This is a genomic window from Clavibacter rahimiani (assembly GCF_052654495.1).
In genome coordinates this window covers 2,936,038-2,949,588 of record NZ_CP199790.1, presented here as the reverse complement: position 1 = coordinate 2,949,588, position 13,551 = coordinate 2,936,038, and the positions used below count along the sequence as shown (strand labels likewise).

Sequence of the window (13,551 nt, the reverse complement as noted above, 5' to 3'; positions counted from 1 at the left end):
CCCGGGCGGTCGCCGCGGGCTCCTCCGACGCTAGTCCGGCCGTCCCCGCGACGGCTCCGGCGCACAGGTGCCGGGAAGGTCCTGCGGCAGTCCGCGGAGGACGGCGACGCGGGTCCGGGAGGATGGTGTCCATGCAGACACCCCCGGCCGCGCCCGCGCGCCTGCTCCTCACCCGGCACGCGCAGACGCCCTGGAACCGGGAGTACCGGTACAACTCGCGCACCGACGTCGACGTCGGCGACGACGCCCCGGAGCAGCTGGCGCCCCTCGCGGCGCGGCTGCGCGGGGAGGGGGTGGAGCGGATCCTCGTGAGCACGCTCGTGCGGGCCCGCAGCACCGCGCGGATCCTGCAGGAGCAGGGCGTCGCGCCGGGTGTCGTGCCCGAGCCGCGGCCCGAGCTCGTGGAGCTGGACTTCGGCGGCTTCGAGGGGATCACGCGCGACGAGCTCCGCGGGCCCGTGCACGGGGAGGCGTTCGCGGCCTGGCTCACGGGCGACGACGGCGAGCCTGCGGCACCCGGCGGCGAGACGTGGGCGGAGGCGGCCGTGCGGGCGCGGGCGATCCTCGAGGACGTGGCGGCGGATCCGCGCACCACCCTCGTGGTCGCCCACGGCTACCTGCTGCGCGTGCTCTACCTCACGGCGCTCGGGCGCTCGCCGGCGCTCACGCGCTCGCTCGTGTGGGCGAACGGGCAGCTCATCGAGCTGGAGCGCGACGGATCCGGGTGGCGCGAGCGCGAGGCGTCCGCGGACGCGACCGCGAGCCGGGCCGGGGCTGAGGCCGGGACCGGGGCCGGGGCCGAGGCCGCCGGCTAGGAGTCCGCGACCGCGGGATCCGCCATCGACGCCGGGTACCGCAGCTCGAACACGACCTCGTCGAGCGCGCCCGTCCAGACCATGTCGGGACCGCGGCGCGCGAGCGGGCCGTCGGTGAGGTCGATGGCGTCGGCGAGGCCGAGCCCGGCGATCCACGACTCGATGATCTCGCGGCGCATCTCGGGCGCGTAGGCGTCGGCGTCGCCCGCGAAGTGCACGCCCTCCCACGGGCCGCCGAGCTGCCAGGCCAGCGGCGGGAGACCGCGGATGGCGCCCTCGGCGTTCCAGGCCAGCGCGATGGAGGTCTCGATCGCCTGTCGGGTGATGTGCCGCTCGGTCGGAGCGTGCTCGCGTGCGGTCGACACCGTGGTCTCCTCGGCCAGCCGATGGCCGCCCTGCTCGTGGAACTTGTTTGCCGGGATCGAGGATATCCGCCGCGTCGCCCGGCTGGCGACCCGGTGCCGGTGGGTGGATGCGCGGCGGGCCGGGCGGTGCGACGGGGCGCCGCGTCACGTCCCGGCTCGACCCTCCGCGTAGGCTCGGCTCGACGCGCATCTCGGGGGAGCATCGGCGTCGGGGGAGCAGCATGCGCACGCGGGACCACCAGGGGCACGGACGGCCGGCCTCGCAGAGCGCGCGCGCGCGCCCGCGCCCGCGCCCGCGGATCCTCCGCGCGCTCGCCGTCGCGGGGCTCGCCGCCGCCGCGCTGCTCGCGGCCCCGATCCCGGCGACCGCGGCGCCCGCATCCGCTGCGGCCGCGCCCGCCGGCGCGCCCGCATCCGCGCCCGTCCCCGCCCGCGACCTCCCCGACATCCTCGTCCCCGACAGCGGTGCGTACCTCGGCGCGACCATCGACTGGAGCCGCGACAGCGCCGCCGCGCAGGCCGACCGGCTGGGGGCGCCCGCCGCCGTCTACGCGCACGCGGGATCCGTGCCGATGGCCGACGGCGAGATCACCTACCTCCGCCAGTTCGCGCAGCAGGCCGCCGCCGTCGGCGCGATCCCCGTCCTCACCCTCGAGCCGGCCGTGCCGCTCGCCGAGATCGACGACGACGCGGCCGCCGAGCTCGCGGCGGACGTCCGCACCGTCCTCGGATCCGCCGATGCCCCCGCCTACGTGCGCTTCGCCCCCGACATGAACACGCCGTGGTCGGCGTGGGGCATGCAGCCGGGCGCCTACCGCGCGGCCTTCGCGGCGGTGGCGGGCGCGGTGCACGCCGAGCTGCCCGGATCCGCCGTGGTGTGGTCGCCGAGCTGGGGCGGCTCCTACCCGTTCGGCGCCGACCGGCCCGCGTCCGACGCGGACCTCCGCGCCCTCGACACCTCGGGCGACGGCGCCCTCGACCCGGTCGACGACCCGTACGGCCCGTACCTCCCGGCCGCGGGCGACGTCGACGTGGTCGGCCTCTCCGTCTTCCACGACGACTCGCCGGAGGGCCGCGTCGTGATGACGCTCCCCGCGGACGGCGAGCTGGCGGCCCGGCTCGGGCCGGCCGAGGTCCCCGCGGAGGGCGCCGCGCCCGACGACTTCGTCGCGCGCTTCTCCACCCCGACCGCCACGCCGCTCCTCCTCGAGACGGCCGCCCTGACGAGCCCCGCCGCGGAGGCGGGCGGCCCGGCCGCGATCGACGTGCAGCGGGCGTGGTGGCGGCAGGTCATGGCGGCCGCCGGCGACGACGCCTACCCGACCCTCGCCGCCGTGCTCTGGACCGACGCGACGACCGCGCGCGACGGCGTGCCGATCCAGTGGGGCGTGAGCGAGGTCCCGGACGTCGCCGCGGCCTTCACCGCGGATCTCGCCGGCAGCGCCCTCGTCACGGGTCCCGTCCTCGATCCCGTCGCCGCGTCCGCCGCCGCCTCGGGGCCGGGCGTCATCCCGCCCGGCTGGAGCGTCGTCGTCGCCGTCCTGGTGCTGCTCGCCGCGGCGGCCCTGTACGTCCTCGCGACGCGGCCCCGGATCCGCGCGCGCCTCGCGTACGACGAGCCCGGCCGCCGCGACCTCCGCATCGACACGATGCGCGGCATCGCCATCGTGTTCGTCGTCGTCAACCACGTGGGCCTCGTCTCCGCGTTCCAGACGATCACCCAGGAGGGCGTGGGCGTGGTCTCCGGCGCCGAGCTGTTCGTGCTGCTCTCGGGGGTCGTGCTCGGCCTCGTGCACCGGCCCGCGATCGAGGCGGGCGGCATGCGGGAGGTCGCCGGGCGCACCACGCGGCGCGCGGTGAAGCTCTACGTGACCGCGCTCGTCGTGGTGCTCGCGGTCTTCCTCCTCAGCCGGATCCCCGGCGTCGACGGGACCGTCGTCACCACCTTCACCGACGAGGGCACGGGCGCGGCCGGCGCGGGCGCGTCCGGCACCGTCTACGACCTGTACGCGGGGAGCGAGCAGCTGTTCGCGTACCCCGTGTCCCTGCCCGCGGTGATCGACCTCCTGCTGCTGCGGGTCGGGCCGTGGCAGTTCAACATCATGGGCCTGTACGTGGTGCTCCTCGCGGTGTCGCCGCTGATCCTGCTGCTCCTCGCCCGACGCCGGTGGCCGGTCGTGCTCGCGGTGAGCGTCGCGCTGCACATCGTGGGCGCCGTCGCCCCCACGCGCCTGCTGCCGTCCCAGTTCGAGGACTCGTTCCCGCTGCTGTCCTGGCAGCTGCTCTTCGTGGTCGGGATGGTCGTGGGGTACCACCGCCGGAGCATCCTCGCGTGGTGGTCGTCGCGCGCCGGCCGCGTGGTCCTGCCCGCGTGCGTGCTGCTCGCCGTGCTCCTCGGGCTGTTCGCCTGGAGCAACCCGTACCTGGCGGATCCGCTCGACGTGCGGCTCTCGCTCCTGCCGGACGCGACCTACCAGCAGGTCTACGACGCGTGGTTCCAGCGCACGCGGGTCGAGCCCGGGCGTCTCCTCGACGTGCTGCTCGTGGTGGTCGTGGGCTACGCGGCGCTCACCGCGTTCTGGCGGCCGATCCACCGGGCGCTCGGCTGGTTCCTCGTGCCGCTCGGACAGGCCACGCTCTACGTCTTCATCATGCACGTGCTCCTGGCGCTGGTCACCGCGAACATCCCGGGCCTCGCGTCCTCCGGGGTGGTGGTCGGCACGCTCGCCTACGTGGTGATCCTGGGGCTCCTCTGGGTCATGGTCCGCACCCGGTTCCTGTTCCGCCTCGTGCCGCGCTGACCGGCCGGCGACGTGTCCCCCGGAGAGCCCCACGGGATTCCCCCAGCATGGGAGACTGAGCGCGAACGGGGTGCGGGACGACCGGCGGACGCGTGCGAGGGGCATGCGGGCACGCCCACCCGCCGTCCGACCGGATCCGGTCGGCCCGTCCGCGACAGGGGGAGAGCTGATGGCATTCACGACGACCACCGCGATCGTCGACGAGACGACGGTGGTGACCCCGGACGGGATGCTCAACATGGCATCCGCGCCGGAGCTGCGACGCGCGATCGAGGAGGCCGTGGTCGACGGCCCCGCCCGCGTGGTGGTGGACCTCTCCGCCGTCCCCTTCATCGACTCGTCCGGCCTGGGCGCGCTCATCGGCTGCCTCAAGGTCGCCCGCGACCGCGGCGGCGACCTCCGCATCGCGGCGCCCGGCGCGCAGGTGTCGATGGTGCTCAAGCTCTCCAACCTCGACCGCGTCCTGATCTCCTCCCCGACCCCCGAGGCGGCCTACCGTGACTGAGACCACGCGGACCATGACCCTGCAGGCGCCGCCGGACGACGTCGACGCCGTGCACGAGCTCGTCGCCCGGCTCTGGGACGACCGCCCCGACGTGGGCGACCTCGACCGCATGGCCTTCGAGACGGCCCTCGTGGAGCTCGCCTCCAACGTGATCGAGCACGCCGACACCGGCGAGGGCGTCTCCTGCGTGGTCAGCGTCACGGTCGACGACGGCACCATGAGCGCGCGGCTGCGCGACGGCGCCGAGGCCGGCGACTTCCGCCTCGTGCACCGCGACATGCCGGACGTCGACGCCGAGTCGGGCCGCGGGCTCGCCATGGTGCAGATGCTCTGCGACGAGCTCACCTACGAGCGGGTGGGTGACGAGAACGTGTGGAGCGTGCGCCGGACCCGGATCGAGCCCGAGGCGAGCTGATGACCGCCTCCACGCCCGTGCCCGCCTGGAGATCCCGCACCACCTGGCTGCTCGCCGCGGACGACGACGCCCCGACGCTCGACCTGGGCTCGGCCCGCAGCTCCACGACGGCGGGCCCGTCCGCCCTGCTCAAGCAGGGGCCGATGGTGGTGCTGTACGCCATCTCGCTGCTGATGGGGCTCGTGGTCCCGTCGCTGGCCGTGGTCGACCCCGGTGCGCTCGCCGTCTCCGCCGTGATCCTCGTCGTCGCGACGCTGCTCGCGGCGGCCGTCTCGGTCCGGCCGGACCTCGCCCGCCTCACGAACCTCGTGCCGGTGCTCGACTTCGCGGTCGTGGCCGTCCTGCGGCTCGCGACGGGCGAGAACGCGTCCATCTTCGGATCGCTCCTCGTGCTGCCGGTGGTGTGGCTCGGCGCCAACCGCGGGCGCTGGCACATCCTCACGGTGTTCGTCGGCGTCTACCTGACCCTCGCCCTGCCGGGGCTGCTGGCCCTGCGCGGGCAGAACGAGAACGAGCTCTGGCGCGGGCTGTACAGCGCGCTGGCGTTCGCGTTCGCGGCCTTCGTGGTCAACGAGCTGTCGCGCCTCGCGCGGCGGAGCCTCGACGCCGCCCGGGACCGCGAGCGGGCGTCGGAGGAGGAGCTGGCGCGCGCGTCCGCGGTGCAGCAGGCGCTGCTGCCCAAGACGTCGGTGCCGTTGGCCGGCTACCAGGTGGCCGGGGCGTGCCTCCCCTCCAAGGCCGTCGGCGGCGATTTCTTCGACTGGTACCCGGTGAAGGAGGGACTCGCCTTCACGCTGGGCGACGTGATGGGCAAGGGCGTCGGCGCCGGCATCATCGCGGCGACCGCGCGCGCCGTGGTCCGCAGCGCCAAGAACGTGCCGGATCCGGTGGCCGCCATCGAGCGCACCGCCGACTGCTTCACCGCGGAGCTCGGCGAGACGAGCACCTTCGCGACCGTCTTCCACGCGCGCGTGCGGGCCGAGGACGACACCGTCCTGTTCGCCGACGCGGGCCACGGCCTCTCGGCGCTGGTCCGGGCCGACGGATCCTGGCAGCGGCTCGCCTCCGACGACCTCCCCGTGGGCGTCCCCGGCGCCGCCGGCTGGACGACGCACGAGGTGCGGCTCGCGCCGGGCGACCTCATCGTCACCTTCAGCGACGGCGTGCTCGACCTCTACGACGGCACCCTCCGCGCGGTCGACCACGTGGTCGAGCTCGCGCGGGCGTCCTCCTCGGCGGACGACCTCGTGGCGCGGATCACCGCGCTCGCCTCGGAGCAGGCGAACCCGGACGACGTGACCGTGCTGGTGCTGCGCCGCGAAGCCTGACGGCATGCCCGGCACGGGCCCGCGCGGAGGGCCCCCACCTAGACTCGGGGCCAGGCGCCGCGGTCCGGGGGATCGGCCGTCGACGGACGCAAGGGGGATCGGATGGCCATGCAGGAACCCGTCGCGCGCTCGGGCGGATCGGACCCGGCGGGCCGGCCCACGGGCGGCCGCTCCGGCCTCGACGAGCAGGCGCGGCTGCGCGCCGTGCAGTCCCTCCGGCTGGTGGGATCCACCGCGGAGGAGCGCTTCGACCGTGTGACCCGGCTGGCGCGCGAGCTGTTCGACGTGCCCGTCGCGGAGATCAACCTCCTGAGCGAGGTCGAGCAGTTCACGAAGTCGCCGCAGCCCGCGGGCGTCTCGCTGATCTCGGACCGCGCGCAGTCGTTCTGCGACATCACCATCCGCTCGCCGGAGATCCTCGTGGTGCCCGACGCCACCAAGGACGAGCGCTTCGCGCACCGGACCACCGTCACGGGCCCCCGCCACATCCGCTTCTACGCGGGACGCCCGCTCGTCTCCGGCGGCCAGGCCGTCGGCACGCTCTGCCTCGTGGACACCGAGCCGCGCGAGCTCCGGCCCGCGCAGGAGAAGCTCCTCGACGAGATGGGCGCGTGGGTCGAGCGCGAGCTCCGCGACAGCGCCGACGAGGAGGTCGCCGGCGAGGTGCAGCGGCGCCTGCTGCCCGTCGACCGGCCGCTGTGGCCGGACTACGACCTGGCGGGGATCAGCATCCCGTCCCGCGGCGTCGGCGGCGACTTCTACGCGTGGGGCGAGGACGCGGACGGCCTGCACGTGACCGTGGCCGACGTCATGGGCAAGGGCGCGGGTGCGGCGATCCTCGCGAGCGCCGTCCGCTCCGGGTTCCAGGCGCACCGCGGGCCCGACGTCGAGGACACCGTCACCGCGGTGCAGGCGCAGCTCCAGCCCGACCTCGACGCGACCGAGACCTTCGCGACGTTCCTGCACTGCCGCATCGACGGATCCACGGGCCGCTTCGCCTACGCCGACGGCGGCCACGGCCTCACCGTGCTGCTCCGCGCCGACGGCACGCACGAGACGCTGCCGGCGCTCGGCCTGCCGCTCGGCGTCGTGCCGGACGCGACCTGGTCGGCGGGCCGCGGCGTGCTCCGCGCGGGCGACCGGCTCCTCACCTTCACCGACGGCGCGCTCGACCTCTTCGACGGATCGCTCGACAGCGTGGCGCCGCTCGTGGAGCTCGTGCGCTCGGCTACCGACGCCGCCGAGACCGTGCGCCGCATCGCCGACGCCACGGCCGAGGCCGCCGCGCGCGGCCTGCTCAGCGACGACGTGTCGGCGGTCTGCGTGCGGCACGCGGACTGATCCGCGGCACGGACGCCCAGGGGAGCGCGGCGGCCCGGGCGACCGGCGTCGCGCTCAGCCGGCGGCGGGATCCGCGGCGTCCGCGCTCGTCGTGCCCTCGTCGGCCGGCCGCGCGTACTCGGATCCGGAGCGCGTGCGGAGGAGCAGCCCCGCGTCCACGAGGTGGCGGCGGAGCAGCGCGTGGTCGTCGGTGAACGGCGCCAGCCGCTCCGTGAGGGCGCGCTCGTCGAGCACCTCGTCGGGCTCCAGGACGCGCGCGGCGACGTGGCGGAGCAGCGCGCCGAGGTCGGCGGGGCTCGCGGGCCACTGCGCGATGCGGCCGTCGCGGAGGAAGCGATCGACGCCCTGGGCGGGCGGCGTCGCGGGCTGCTGGGCGAGGATCGCGCGGAAGACGGAGTCGGGTGCGGTGGCGGTGCCGTCCGCGTCGAGCACGACGAGGCGCGACCCGACGAGGGACGCGCGGGCCTTCGCGCGCCGCGCGGGCGTGAGGGCGGCGAGGGCGTCGTCGAGGCCGGATCCGAGCACCACGCGCGCGTAGGCCGCCCGCAGATCGGCGTCGGCGAGCACGCCGGCGAGGCGGCGGGGGTCGATGCGGTCCATGGATCCAGCCTCGCATCCGCGACGGGGGGATGTCGCGCGCGCCGGATCGGAGCAGGGTGGAGGTGCGTCCCGATCGGGGCGTTCCGCAGACGAAGAGGAGAACGGCATGGCAGATCTCGGAGACAAGGCCAAGGGACTCATCGACAGCGACAAGGGCGAGAAGGCGACGGACGGGGCCATCGACAAGGGCCAGGACGCCGCCAGCAACGCGACCGGCGGCAAGTCCGACGGCGCCGCGGAGAAGGCCGGCGACGTCGCCGACCAGAAGCTCGGCCAGTAGTCCCGCACATCGAACCCGCACCGCCCGGTCCTCGTCACGAGGGCCGGGCGGTGCCGCGTCCGGCATCCGCGCCCCCGTCGGCCCGCGCGCCTTCCGTCCCGCGGGACCGCCCGGTACGGTCGGCGCATGACCGCCCTCCGACTCCTCGGCCGCGCCCTGATGCGGGTGCTCTACGTGCTCGGCAAGGCCCGCATGGCGGGCGACGGGCAGAACCCGGCGAACGGCGACCCGATGGGGTTCGACAAGCCCACCGAGTACCGCCCCTGACCCGCGCCCCCTCCCCGGCCTCCCCGCGGGACATCCCTCCCGGGGAGCTGTCAACCCCGTCCTGACCGATCCGGCACGCGCATACCGTCGAGGGGATGGCGGGGACGCCCAGGAGGAGAGGGAACATGCTGCGGATCGAGGAGCGCCTGGAGGTCGTCGCGCTCTCGGCGACGGAATGGCGGGTGTGCGACTCGCGCCTGCACGAGAACGACGCGCGGAGGCTCCGCGGCTACCTGCAGGCGCAGGGCGAGCGGGTCGAGCTGATGCGCATGCAGCCGGTCCCGGGGCTCTGCGACTGGTTCAGCTGCCTCGAGGACGCGCTGGCCGCGATCGAGGAGGAGCTCCCGGCGGAGGCCGGCGGGCGCGGAGGACGCGGCGGCGGACGAGCCGTCGGTCACGGCGGCGGGCGGGGCTGAGCCCCGCGGAGCACGTGCGACGGCCCCCGTCCTCACCAGGAGGACGGGGGCCGTCGCGGTCGTGCGGGACGGGCGTCAGCTCACGTCGGAGACGGCGGAGTTGATCGCCGTGGGGGCGTCGTACTCCTTGTCCTCGATCTTCTTGAGGGCGTCGAGCGCGTCGGAGTCGGCGCCCGACTCCTCCGCCTTCTTCACGATCGCGTCCTTGGACGCGGGGTAGTCGAGGCCGCTGAGGTGCTTCTGGAGCTCGATGGGGTTGATGGCCATGGTGATGTCCTCTCGTCGGTGATCAGGAGCGGTCGGCGCGGTCGCCCGCGCCTCCCTCGGATCGAGTCGACTCCTCGGCGGGCGCGTCGCCTAGGGGCGCTTCCTGGGGATCCGGCGACTCGTCGGCGAAGACCACGTCGAAGGCGTCCACGTCGCGGACGGGGATGGTGGTCGGCGCCTCCAGGTGCACGGCGCCGCTCGGCACGATGCCCGCGCCGCCGAAGCGCTCCATGACGCGCCACTGCGCGGCCACGTCCTCGCCGGAGTGGTGCTCGGGCAGGCGCTCCCAGAAGTCGAAGCCGCCGGTCTCCACGAGCGCGTCGCGGCGGTAGAGCACGCAGCCGCCGACCCACGCGATCCGGTAGGCGAGCCAGGTGTCGACCTCGAGGTCGAGGTCCGCGGCGATGTGCGCGAGGTTCGCGGCGTTGTGCAGCGGCCACCGGTCGAAGCCCGGGGTGCCGCGGCGGACGCGCTCCGGCTGCACGGCGTCGCCCCACGGCGTGAAGGCCGTGGCCTCGTGGGCGCGGCGGTCGTCGAGGTAGCTGAGGCCCTGCACGGCGGCGCCGACGAAGCCGATGCCGAGCGTCTCGAGCGCGTCGTGCATCCGGCGGAGCATGCCGGGCTCGAGCCACACGTCGTCGTCGAGGAAGAGCACGGCGTCGGCGGTCGCGCGCGCGAGGAGCGACGCGCGGTGCTCGGCGATCCCGCGGCGCGGCAGGTGCGAGACCACCTCGACCTCGCGGCCCTGCGCCCGGAGCACGCGCGCCATGCCCTGGACGCTCGGCGCGGTCTCCGCGAGGGAGCCGTCGGACTGGTCGCTCACGATCACGCGGAACGGCGGATCGTCCTGGCCGGCGAGGCCCGAGAGGGTGACCGCGAGCTCGGCCGTGCGGCCGGCGCTCGGGATCAGGACGTCGATCGCGGGCGCGTCCGGTGCCCGGCCCGCGCCCCACTCGCCGGACCAGCGGCGGCTCCGGCCCGCGGTCACCGGGGGGCTCCCGGCGCGGGCTCCGGATCCGTCTCGGACGCGGGGGCGTCGGCCGCGGGGCCGGCTGGGCCCGCGGCGGGCGCGGACGTCGCCGTGCCCGCGGGGCGGGTGAAGCCGGGATCGGGAGCCGAGGCGCGGATCCGGTCGACCATCGAGCTCGTGGACTGCGACGGCACGTAGCCGAGGATGCTCACCTCGCCGCCGTACGCGCGCACCACGTCGGTCTCGTCGAGCATCTCGGGCGTGTAGTCGCCGCCCTTCGCGTAGACGTCGGGCTGCACCGCCTCGAGCAACGGGATCGGGGTGTCGGTGTCGAACACGGTGATCACGTCGACGCAGGACAGCTCGGCGAGCACGCCCGCACGGTCCTCCGCGGTGTTCACCGGCCGATCGGATCCCTTCAGCCGCCGCACCGAGTCGTCGCTGTTGAGCGCCACCACGAGCACGTCGCCGAGGCGCTTGGCCTGGCGGAGGTAGGTGGTGTGGCCGCGGTGCAGCACGTCGAAGCAGCCGTTGGTGAAGACGATCCGGTGGCCCCTCTCGCGCTCGGCGGCCACGAGGTCGACGAGCTCGGCCTGGCTGACGGTGCGCGAGCGGGTCTCGCCGAGGTGGTCGGCGAGGGTCGCGGCGGAGCACACGGAGGTGCCGGGGAGGCGCACGACCACGTCGGCCGCGGCCTGCGCGAAGTCGGCGCTCACCGTGAGCGGGAGGCCCACGGCGCGGGCGAGCGTGAGGGCCGCGACGAACGTGTCGCCCGCGCCGGACGCCTGCTTCTCGGGCACCGGGTGCGCGCGCGTGCGGTACGGCTCGCCGGCGCCGAGCACCACGGTGCCGTCGCGGTCGAGCGTGACGACGGCGGTCGCGGATCCGGCCGCGGCGAGGATCGCGTCGCCGAGCGCGGCGACCACGGCGGCCCGGTCCTCGTCGCGCGCGAGCGGCCGGTCGACGAGGCGGCCGGCCTCGCCCGCGTTCGGGGTGATGAGGTCGGGGCGGAGCGGCGCCCAGATGGCGGGGTCGTGCGCGTCGACGACGGTGAGGGCGGGGCGGCGGTCGCGGGCGGCGAGCGACTCGAGCACCACGCCGTGCAGCGTGCCGGTGCCGTAGTCGGAGACGATCTCGGCGTCGACGCCGGCGGTGGCCTCGAGGGCGGCGCGGGCGAGGGCGCGCGCGTCGTCGCGATGGACGGATCCGCGGTGCACGTCGTCGACCCGCACGATCACCTGGTCGTCGCCCACGATGCGCGTCTTGGTGGTCGTGCGCAGGCGCGGCGAGTGCACGAGGCCGGTGACGTCGACGCCGGCGGCCACGAGCAGGTCACGCACGCGGTCGCCCGCGGCGTCCTGGCCGACGAGGCCGACCATCCGCACGGTGCCGCCGAGGCTCGCGAGGTTCACGGCCGTGTTCGCGGCGCCGCCGAGGGACTGGATCCGCTCGGTCACGTCCACGACGGGCGCCGGCGCCTCGCGGGTCATGCGGTCGCTGTGGCCGCGCCACCACTCGTCGAGGATGACGTCGCCGATGACCGTGACGGTCGGCCGGCGCTCGGCGAGGAGGCCGATGATCCCGCGCAGCTCGCTCGTCATCGCGCGTCGCCCGCGTCGGTGCTCACGGAGCCGGACGCGTCCTCGGCGGGGGTGACCGCGCCCGCGTCGAGCACGGGCAGGCCGAGGTGCACGACCGTCGTGGTGCTCATCTCGTCGAGGAGCTCGGGGCCGTAGCCGAAGCCGGATCCGCTGCGGCCGCGGGGCTGCGCGGCACCGCCGGGCGCGCCGCCGAACACGCCGTTGACCTTGATGGTGCCGACGGGCAGCTCGGCGGCGGCGCGCTGCGCGTGCTCCATCGACGCGGTGAGCACGCTCGCGGCGAGCCCGTAGCGGTCGGCGGACGCGCGCTCGAGCGCCTCGTCGAAGTCCTCGACGACGCGCACGGCGGCGACGGGACCGAACGTCTCGTGCGTCATGACGACCATGTCGTCGGTGCAGTCGACGAGCACGGTGGCGGGGTAGCGGGATCCGGGGCCGTCGGGCACGTGCCCGCCGACGAGCGCACGGGCGCCGTCGGTGAGGGCCTCCTGCACCTGCTCGTGCACGGCGGAGCGCATGCGCTCGTCGACCAGCGGGCCGAGGTCGCCGGACGAGTTCCAGCGCTCGGCCTCCGCGACCAGCGCGGCGGTGAAGCGGTCGGCGATGTCGCGGTGGACGTAGATCCGCTCGACCGAGGTGCAGATCTGGCCGGCGTTCGCGAAGGAGCCGAGGGCGGCCTGCGCGGCGGCCCACTCGGGGTCGACGCCCGCGTCGACGAGGAGCGGGTCGTTGCCGCCGTTCTCGCGGATCACGTGGGTGGGCGTCCCGGCGGCGCGGCGCGCGATGGCCTCGCCGGCCGCGGTGGATCCGACGTGCGCGACCACGCGCGTGTCCTCGTGCGCGACGAGCTGGTCGCCGACGTCGCCGCCGCCGACCACGGAGACGAGCACGCCCTCGGGGAGCGCCTCGGCGAGGATCCGGCCGAGCAGCTCGCCGAGGTGCGGGCAGCGCTCGCTCGGCTTGTGGATCACGGTGTTGCCCATGACGAGCGCCGCGCCGATGATGCCGGCCGCCACCGCCACCGGGTCGTTCCACGGGGTGAGCGCGACCGTGACGCCGCGCGGGCGCGGCACCGAGAAGTCGACGTTGGGGAGCGTGCCGAGGAGGGCCTTCCCGCGGTGGACGGGCCCGAGCTCGGAGTACTGCAGGAGCGTGTCGACGCCCGCGCCGACGCCGCCGAGCGCGTCGCCCATGGGCTTGCCCGTCTCGCGGACGTTGAGCTCGGCGAGCTCCTCCGCGTGCTCCGCGAGCGCGTGGGCGGCCCGGCGCACGGCCTGGCCGCGCTGGGCGGGCGGCGTCGCGGCCCAGGCGGCGGCCGCGGTGACCGAGCGGCGCACCGCGGCGTCGACCTCCTCGGGGCTCGACGCGTCGATCGCGCCGACCAGGGAGCCGTCGCGCGGATCCGTGATCCGCAGCGTGCCGGGACCGGCCTCGACCTCCTCGGGGTCGACAGGCAAGTCGATGTCGAGTGCGGTGTCCGTGGTCATCGGTCTCCTCGTGCGGGTCGGCGGCCCGCCCGGCGGGGCGCGGGCGGGCGGCGCTCGCGCGCCCACCCGGCCCGTACCCACTTCCCCGCCCGC

The 13,551-nt window shown here is 75.6% G+C and carries 15 protein-coding genes; 9 read left to right on the top strand and 6 right to left on the bottom strand.

What is annotated here, in order from left to right:
• The first annotated feature begins 131 nt into the window (after nt 1–131).
• Nucleotides 132–815 (top strand): histidine phosphatase family protein, encoded by a 684-nt coding sequence (locus ACT7CP_RS13980; protein ID WP_445442667.1) that lies wholly within the window; start codon nt 132–134, stop codon nt 813–815.
• On the opposite strand, the gene ACT7CP_RS13975 is transcribed toward ACT7CP_RS13980, so the two are convergent.
• Complete coding sequence (locus ACT7CP_RS13975; RefSeq protein WP_413961608.1) at nt 812–1,180, bottom strand: hypothetical protein; 369 nt, start codon at nt 1,178–1,180, stop codon at nt 812–814. The genes ACT7CP_RS13980 and ACT7CP_RS13975 overlap by 4 nt on opposite strands.
• Nucleotides 1,181–1,401: 221 nt before the next feature.
• Here ACT7CP_RS13975 and opgC point away from each other — a divergent pair, with 221 nt between their 5' ends.
• From opgC to ACT7CP_RS13950, 5 genes are all read left to right on the top strand, one after another.
• The gene (gene opgC, locus ACT7CP_RS13970) at nt 1,402–3,981 is read left to right on the top strand and encodes an OpgC family protein (RefSeq protein ID WP_445442666.1); all 2,580 of its coding nucleotides are present in this window, start codon (nt 1,402–1,404) and stop codon (nt 3,979–3,981) included.
• Between the two features lie 169 nt (nt 3,982–4,150).
• Nucleotides 4,151–4,486: an STAS domain-containing protein gene (locus tag ACT7CP_RS13965; protein WP_445442665.1), complete on the top strand. Its 336-nt coding sequence runs from the start codon at nt 4,151–4,153 to the stop codon at nt 4,484–4,486.
• Nucleotides 4,479–4,901 (top strand): ATP-binding protein, encoded by a 423-nt coding sequence (locus tag ACT7CP_RS13960; RefSeq protein WP_445442664.1) that lies wholly within the window; start codon nt 4,479–4,481, stop codon nt 4,899–4,901. Before ACT7CP_RS13965 ends, ACT7CP_RS13960 begins: the two co-directional genes overlap by 8 nt.
• Nucleotides 4,901–6,229: a PP2C family protein-serine/threonine phosphatase gene (locus tag ACT7CP_RS13955; RefSeq protein ID WP_445442663.1), complete on the top strand. Its 1,329-nt coding sequence runs from the start codon at nt 4,901–4,903 to the stop codon at nt 6,227–6,229. The genes ACT7CP_RS13960 and ACT7CP_RS13955 overlap by 1 nt, the downstream gene beginning before the upstream one ends.
• A gap of 102 nt (nt 6,230–6,331) precedes the next feature.
• Nucleotides 6,332–7,570, top strand: coding sequence for a PP2C family protein-serine/threonine phosphatase (locus ACT7CP_RS13950; RefSeq protein WP_445442662.1), 1,239 nt, complete (start codon nt 6,332–6,334; stop codon nt 7,568–7,570).
• A 54-nt stretch (nt 7,571–7,624) separates the two neighbouring features.
• Here ACT7CP_RS13950 and ACT7CP_RS13945 read toward each other — a convergent pair whose 3' ends face one another.
• On the bottom strand, nt 7,625–8,170 hold the full coding sequence (locus ACT7CP_RS13945) for a DUF2087 domain-containing protein (RefSeq protein ID WP_445442661.1): 546 nt from the start codon (nt 8,168–8,170) through the stop codon (nt 7,625–7,627).
• A 106-nt stretch (nt 8,171–8,276) separates the two neighbouring features.
• Between ACT7CP_RS13945 and ACT7CP_RS13940 the strand changes: the two genes are divergently transcribed.
• The 3 genes from ACT7CP_RS13940 to ACT7CP_RS13930 all read left to right on the top strand — a co-directional run bounded on the left by ACT7CP_RS13940 (nt 8,277) and on the right by ACT7CP_RS13930 (nt 9,133).
• On the top strand, nt 8,277–8,450 hold the full coding sequence (locus ACT7CP_RS13940) for an antitoxin (protein WP_445442660.1): 174 nt from the start codon (nt 8,277–8,279) through the stop codon (nt 8,448–8,450).
• A 126-nt stretch (nt 8,451–8,576) separates the two neighbouring features.
• A complete protein-coding gene (locus ACT7CP_RS13935; RefSeq protein WP_445442659.1) occupies nt 8,577–8,717 on the top strand; it encodes a hypothetical protein in 141 nt (46 codons plus the stop codon).
• A gap of 125 nt (nt 8,718–8,842) precedes the next feature.
• A complete protein-coding gene (locus ACT7CP_RS13930; protein ID WP_445442658.1) occupies nt 8,843–9,133 on the top strand; it encodes a hypothetical protein in 291 nt (96 codons plus the stop codon).
• A gap of 75 nt (nt 9,134–9,208) precedes the next feature.
• On the opposite strand, the gene ACT7CP_RS13925 is transcribed toward ACT7CP_RS13930, so the two are convergent.
• Genes ACT7CP_RS13925 through ACT7CP_RS13910 form a run of 4 tightly spaced genes read right to left on the bottom strand, consistent with a single transcriptional unit; the run spans nt 9,209 to nt 13,458 of the window.
• A complete protein-coding gene (locus ACT7CP_RS13925; protein WP_413961598.1) occupies nt 9,209–9,400 on the bottom strand; it encodes a DUF2795 domain-containing protein in 192 nt (63 codons plus the stop codon).
• A gap of 22 nt (nt 9,401–9,422) precedes the next feature.
• Complete coding sequence (locus tag ACT7CP_RS13920) at nt 9,423–10,388, bottom strand: glycosyltransferase family 2 protein (RefSeq protein WP_445442657.1); 966 nt, start codon at nt 10,386–10,388, stop codon at nt 9,423–9,425.
• The gene (gene rfaE2, locus ACT7CP_RS13915; RefSeq protein ID WP_445442656.1) at nt 10,385–11,971 is read right to left on the bottom strand and encodes a D-glycero-beta-D-manno-heptose 1-phosphate adenylyltransferase; all 1,587 of its coding nucleotides are present in this window, start codon (nt 11,969–11,971) and stop codon (nt 10,385–10,387) included. Before rfaE2 ends, ACT7CP_RS13920 begins: the two co-directional genes overlap by 4 nt.
• Nucleotides 11,968–13,458 carry an aldehyde dehydrogenase family protein gene (locus tag ACT7CP_RS13910; RefSeq protein WP_445442655.1) on the bottom strand — a complete coding sequence of 497 codons (1,491 nt, stop codon included), beginning with the start codon at nt 13,456–13,458 and terminating at the stop codon, nt 11,968–11,970. The genes rfaE2 and ACT7CP_RS13910 overlap by 4 nt, the downstream gene beginning before the upstream one ends.
• Between the last annotated feature and the right edge of the window lie 93 nt (nt 13,459–13,551).

Bases quoted from the DNA above. Each gene is read 5' to 3' on its own strand.
- ACT7CP_RS13980 (WP_445442667.1), top strand. From the start codon at position 132: ATGCAGACACCCCCGGCCGCGCCCGCGCGCCTGCTCCTCACCCGGCAC.
- opgC (WP_445442666.1), top strand. From the start codon at position 1,402: ATGCGCACGCGGGACCACCAGGGGCACGGACGGCCGGCCTCGCAGAGC.
- ACT7CP_RS13965 (WP_445442665.1), top strand. From the start codon at position 4,151: ATGGCATTCACGACGACCACCGCGATCGTCGACGAGACGACGGTGGTG.
- ACT7CP_RS13955 (WP_445442663.1), top strand. From the start codon at position 4,901: ATGACCGCCTCCACGCCCGTGCCCGCCTGGAGATCCCGCACCACCTGG.
- ACT7CP_RS13950 (WP_445442662.1), top strand. From the start codon at position 6,332: ATGGCCATGCAGGAACCCGTCGCGCGCTCGGGCGGATCGGACCCGGCG.
- ACT7CP_RS13945 (WP_445442661.1), bottom strand. From the start codon at position 8,170: ATGGACCGCATCGACCCCCGCCGCCTCGCCGGCGTGCTCGCCGACGCC.
- ACT7CP_RS13940 (WP_445442660.1), top strand. From the start codon at position 8,277: ATGGCAGATCTCGGAGACAAGGCCAAGGGACTCATCGACAGCGACAAG.
- ACT7CP_RS13935 (WP_445442659.1), top strand. From the start codon at position 8,577: ATGACCGCCCTCCGACTCCTCGGCCGCGCCCTGATGCGGGTGCTCTAC.
- ACT7CP_RS13930 (WP_445442658.1), top strand. From the start codon at position 8,843: ATGCTGCGGATCGAGGAGCGCCTGGAGGTCGTCGCGCTCTCGGCGACG.
- ACT7CP_RS13925 (WP_413961598.1), bottom strand. From the start codon at position 9,400: ATGGCCATCAACCCCATCGAGCTCCAGAAGCACCTCAGCGGCCTCGAC.
- rfaE2 (WP_445442656.1), bottom strand. From the start codon at position 11,971: ATGACGAGCGAGCTGCGCGGGATCATCGGCCTCCTCGCCGAGCGCCGG.
- ACT7CP_RS13910 (WP_445442655.1), bottom strand. From the start codon at position 13,458: ATGACCACGGACACCGCACTCGACATCGACTTGCCTGTCGACCCCGAG.